This is a genomic window from Nocardioides sp. (genome assembly GCF_035547795.1).
GTDB lineage: Bacteria > Actinomycetota > Actinomycetes > Propionibacteriales > Nocardioidaceae > Nocardioides.
Genome location: NZ_DASZUF010000140.1, coordinates 1 through 4,624 on the forward strand (window position 1 = coordinate 1; position 4,624 = coordinate 4,624).

Below are 4,624 nucleotides of genomic sequence, written 5' to 3' on the forward strand. Positions count from 1 at the left end.
ACGGCCTACTCCTCGTGCCCCCGGGTCTCGCGCAGGCGGCGGCCCAGCGCGATGTCCTTGGCGCGCTTGCGGGCCGCCTTCTCGGTGCCGCGGGTGTCACGGGGCAGGAGACGGAGGTTGCGCTCGGCGGGGATGCCGGCCTGGAGTTGGCGGCCCCGCTCGAGCTCGGCGTCGAGCTCGGCCCCGAAGAGCAGGGCGAGGTTGGTGATCCACAACCAGAGCAGGAAGACGATCACGCCGACGAGCGAGCCGTAGGTGCGGTCGTAGTGGCTGAAGCCGGCGACGTACACGCCGAAGGCGGCCGAGGCCAGGATCCACACCAGGATCGCCACGCTGGCGCCGATGCTGATCCACCGGAAGCGGGGCTGTCGGACATTCGGGGTGGCGTAGTAGAGCAGCGCCACCACCAGCATGACGATGACGAGCATCACCGGCCACTTGGCGATGTCCCACACCAGTACGGCGGTGGAGCCCAGCCCGATCGCGTCACCCACGGCCCGTGCCGCGCTGCCGGTGAGGACCAGCCCGACCGCCACCGCGGCGCTGAGGACCACCGTCACCAGCGTGACCGCCAGCATGGTGGGGCGCAGCTTCCAGATCGGCCGGCCCTCGGGGAAGCCGTAGATGCGGTTCATGCCACGGCCGAAGGCCCCGACGTACCCGGAGGCCGACCACAGCGCCGCCAGCACGCCGATGACCAGCGCGAGGCCGGCGCGGTGGGCATGGGCGAGCTGTCGCAGGGTCGGCTCGACGTGCTGCGCCGCGGATCCGGCGCCGATCTGGCGCAGGATCTGTAGCAGCGTGTCCACCGTCTTCTGGCCCTCGCCCACCAGCCCGATCAACGAGAGCGTCGCGATCGCGGCGGGGAAGAGGGCGAGCACGGCGTAGTAGGTGAGCGCGGCGGCGAGATCGGTGCACTGGTCGGCACCGAACTCGCGCAGCGTCCGGCGCACGATGTAGCGCCAGGACGGACCGCGCAGGTCGGCCGGTGAGTCGAGCTCGGTGCTGGCCATGCGGCCACGGTTCCCCTCGGCCGGCGAGGGGATGCGGCCCCGCTCAGGCCGAGTGGTCGATGTAGACCGGCCGCCGGGCCGCGCTGGTGGCGCCGCTGACCTTCCTGGTCAGGGACAGCTGCTTGCGGATCCGGCCGATGAACTCCGGGAGATCGGCGAGCAGCCCCTGTTGCTGTTCCCGGAGCTCGCGGGCGCGGTCGAGCAGCTCGGCCGGGAACGGCCCGAGGTCGGTCGGCTCCGACCAGGGCGCGAGCACGGCGGGGGAGCGGCCCTCGGCGAGCTGCCGCCCGATCAGGATCTGCGCCTCCAGGGCGTCGAGCGCTCGGCCCCAGGACTCCACCGGCGTCACGCCGACGGTCCCGGCAGGTGTCGAGTCCTCCATGCGACCCTCCTGGGCGGTCACTGCCGCGCCGCCAGCTCGGCCGCGCGCTTCCACGTGTCGCGCAGATGTCGGGTGAGCTGGACGACCTCGCGGCCGGCGCGCACGTCATGGCGCACGTTGGCCTGGATCATCCGGCGCTGCAGGTAGCCGTAGAGCGCCATCAGCTCGCGGCCGGCCGGCATGCCGTCGACCTCGAGGGTCGACTGCAGCTCGGTCACGATCGCCTGGGCGTGCACCAGTTGGCTGTTGGTCTCGGCGTTGTCGCCCGCCTGCAGCGCCCGCAGCCCGCGCTCGGCGTCGAGCGCGAGGCGCTCGAAGAGCATGATCAGCAGCTGGGCCGGGGTCGCGGTGCCGATTGTGCCGCCGCGATAGGCGTTGCGCGCGTCGTTCTGCGTGATCGTCATGGGTCGGGTCCTGTCAGTTGTTCTGTGCCCAGCCGCTGTCGAGGCTGGAGAGCTGGCTGGACAGCCAGCTCGACTGGGATTGCAGCGAGGCGAGCGTGGTCTCCAGGTCGGAGTACTGCTTCTCCAGCTGGGCCTGCTTGTCTGCCAGTCGGGTGTCCCAGTCCGAGATCTGGTCGTTCATGTCCTTGATCTCGTCGTTCTGGCTGTTGATCGCGGCCGTCAGCGTGCCGTTGTACGGGTCGCTGGCCTGGGTGGCGACCGTCTTGACCCGCTGCACGAAGCCGTCCGACCCGGTGAAGGCGGCCGTCACGGCACTCGGATCGGCCTGGTACGCCGTCATGAACGCGTTCTGGTCGAAGGTGATGTTGCCCGAGTCGTCGACCGAGAGGCCCCACTGCCCCAGGTTCGGCGCCGAGGACGCCGGACCGGGGGCGAAGATCGTGTTGAGCAGGTTGCTGGCGATGCCGCGCAGGTCGGAGTTGCCGGCGAGGACGCCCGCGTTGGTGGCCGCCTGACCCGCCGTGATGGTGCCGTACGCCGTGCTGCTGGCGATGCTCTGCAGCACGCTGTTGATCTGGCTGACGAACGCGCTCATCGCGCTGGCGCGAGTGGAGCCGTCGTCGGTGATCGAGACCTGCGAGGTGGTGTTCGCCGCGGTGCCGGCGGCGATGGTCAGGTCCACGCCCGGCAGCACGCCGGTGAACTTGTTGGTCGAGGAGGAGAGCTGGATCCCGGCGCCGATGTCGATCTGGGCGTTGGTGCCGGCGTACGACGTGCCCTGCATGATCCAGCTGCCGGCGCTGTCCCCGCTGATGCTCAGCGAGCCGGCGCCGGTGGCGTTGTTGGCGATGAGCAACTTGTACTGCGGCTGGCCGTCGGCGCCGGTCCCGGCGCCCACCAGCGAGGCGGTGACCAGCGGCTTGGCGCCGGTGGCGCCGGTGGTGGCCGCGTTGATGTTGGCGACCAGCGTCTTGAGCGTGCCGTCGCCGGTGTTGACCGTCAGCGCCGTGCCGTCGGCGGTGGTCAGGGTGAGGTCGGTGTTCGGCGTGGCGACCAGGTCGGTCAGCTCCTTCGCCGAGGTGAAGCTGAGCTGCGCCGCAGTGGCGGTGGAGAGCACCTTGACGGTGAGGTTCGTGGGGGTCGCCGTGCTAGCGGCGGTCACCGAGACCGCGGCGTTCGACGACGTCGCCGCCAGCTGGGTCCAGGTGCTTCCGGTGGTGAAGCTGTCGGCGGAGTTGGCCAGCGCGGCCAGCGCGGTGTTGATGCCCTGCAGCGCGGAGACCTGGGACTGCTCGGTGGCGACACGGTTCTTGAGGTCGGTCTGGGGCTGGGACTCCACCGACATCAGCTGGCTGATGATGCTCGAGGTGTCCAGGCCGCTGGCTAGGCCGCTGATGCTGATCGGGGCGCTGCTCATCGGGCTCTCCTGAGGTGGTGCTGGGCTTGAGACGCGAGTGCCGGTGGGGCCGGTGGGCCCCACCGGCACTCGGGTGGTGCGTCGTACGACGCGATCCGCTCAGGCGGCGATCAGGCTGGGATCAGCCCGATCACTGCAGCAGGGCCAGGACGCTCTGCGCGGCCTGGTTGGCCTGCTTGAGCATCGAGGTGCCGGCCTGGGAGAGGATCTGCGTCCTGGTGTAGTTGCTCATCTCCGCCGCCATGTCGGTGTCGGTGATGGAGCTGTTGGACGCCTGCAGGTTCTCCTGGGTGACCGACAGGTTGTTGATGGTGTGCTGGAAGCGGTTCTGCAGCGCACCGAGACCCGCACGGGCGGTCGACACGGTCTGGATGGCGGTGTCGAGGGCGCTGATGGACGCCTCGGCGCCCGACTGGGTCGACAGGTCGATCTGGGTCGAGCCGACGCCGAGGTCCGCGGCCTTGAACCCAGCAGCGCCGGAGCCGCTGGCGCTGGAGATGTCGACCTGGATGGTGTCGTTGGCGGCGTAGCCGATCTGGAACTGCTTGCCGGAGAACGAGCCGTCGAGCAGGTTGATGTTGTTGAAGGTGGTCTTGGTCGCGATCCGGTCCAGCTCGGACTGAAGGGCGGTGACCTCCTTCTGGATGTCGCCACGAGAGTTGTCGTCGTTCGAGTCGTTGGCGGACTGGACGGCCAGGGTGCGCATACGCTGCAGGATCGACTGCGTCTCGTTGAGCGCACCGTCGGCGGTCTGGACGACGTTGATGCCGTCCTGAGCGTTGCGGGTGGCCTGACCGATGCCGTTGATCTGCGCGGTCAGGCCCTGGCTGATCGCCAGGCCCGCAGCGTCGTCGGCGGCCTTGTTGATCCGCAGGCCCGACGACAGCCGCTCGATGGAGGTGGACATCGACGTCTGCGTGGTCTGCAGGTTGCGGTACGCGGTCAGCGCGTCGATGTTGGTGTTGATGCGGAGGCTCATGGTGGTTCCTTCCTGGACTCAAAGCCTGACTTTCGCGCGGCCCGTCCGTGGGCCTTGCCGAGGGGTTGATCGGCCACGAGATGGTGCGGCTTAGCCATAGCCCGGGAATCTTGTACGCCGAAATGCACCGGGGCCGGTGCAGCCCCAGGCTGCACCGGCCCCCCCCGCGGGGCGTTCGTGCTCAGCCGGCCTGGCCGAGCACGCGCTGGACGGGCAGCGCCGCCCGCCGCGAGGAGTCGGCGTGCCGGGCCGCGACAGCGGCGAAGTATGCCTCGCGGCGGCGGGCCGCGCAGCCGTTCGGCTTGGTCGCGGGCGAGACCAGATGCGGATCGAGCGCGCTGTTGAGGGCGTCGCGCAGCAGCACCAGCGCCTCGGCTCGCATCTGCGAGATGCGCGAGTCGGTGACGCCGAGATCCGCGGCGATGTCGG

General features: G+C 70.0%; 5 protein-coding genes and 1 pseudogene. All 6 read right to left on the bottom strand.

The genetic code is table 11. From position 1 onward, the window contains the following. Positions 1-5 precede the first annotated feature (5 nt). Positions 6-1,013 (bottom strand): YihY/virulence factor BrkB family protein, encoded by a 1,008-nt coding sequence (locus VHA72_RS09500; RefSeq protein WP_325574579.1) that lies wholly within the window; start codon positions 1,011-1,013, stop codon positions 6-8. A gap of 43 nt (positions 1,014-1,056) precedes the next feature. After that, complete coding sequence (locus VHA72_RS09505) at positions 1,057-1,395, bottom strand: hypothetical protein (RefSeq protein ID WP_325574581.1); 339 nt, start codon at positions 1,393-1,395, stop codon at positions 1,057-1,059. Between the two features lie 17 nt (positions 1,396-1,412). Continuing rightward, complete coding sequence (gene fliS, locus VHA72_RS09510) at positions 1,413-1,799, bottom strand: flagellar export chaperone FliS (protein ID WP_325574583.1); 387 nt, start codon at positions 1,797-1,799, stop codon at positions 1,413-1,415. A gap of 13 nt (positions 1,800-1,812) precedes the next feature. Continuing rightward, entirely contained in the window at positions 1,813-3,216 is a 1,404-nt protein-coding gene (gene fliD, locus VHA72_RS09515) for a flagellar filament capping protein FliD (RefSeq protein ID WP_325574585.1), read from the bottom strand. A 130-nt stretch (positions 3,217-3,346) separates the two neighbouring features. Then, complete coding sequence (locus VHA72_RS09520) at positions 3,347-4,195, bottom strand: flagellin N-terminal helical domain-containing protein (RefSeq protein ID WP_325574587.1); 849 nt, start codon at positions 4,193-4,195, stop codon at positions 3,347-3,349. 181 nt (positions 4,196-4,376) lie between these two features. Beyond that, a pseudogene (locus tag VHA72_RS09525) lies at positions 4,377-4,624 on the bottom strand (sigma-70 family RNA polymerase sigma factor); the annotation flags it as partial.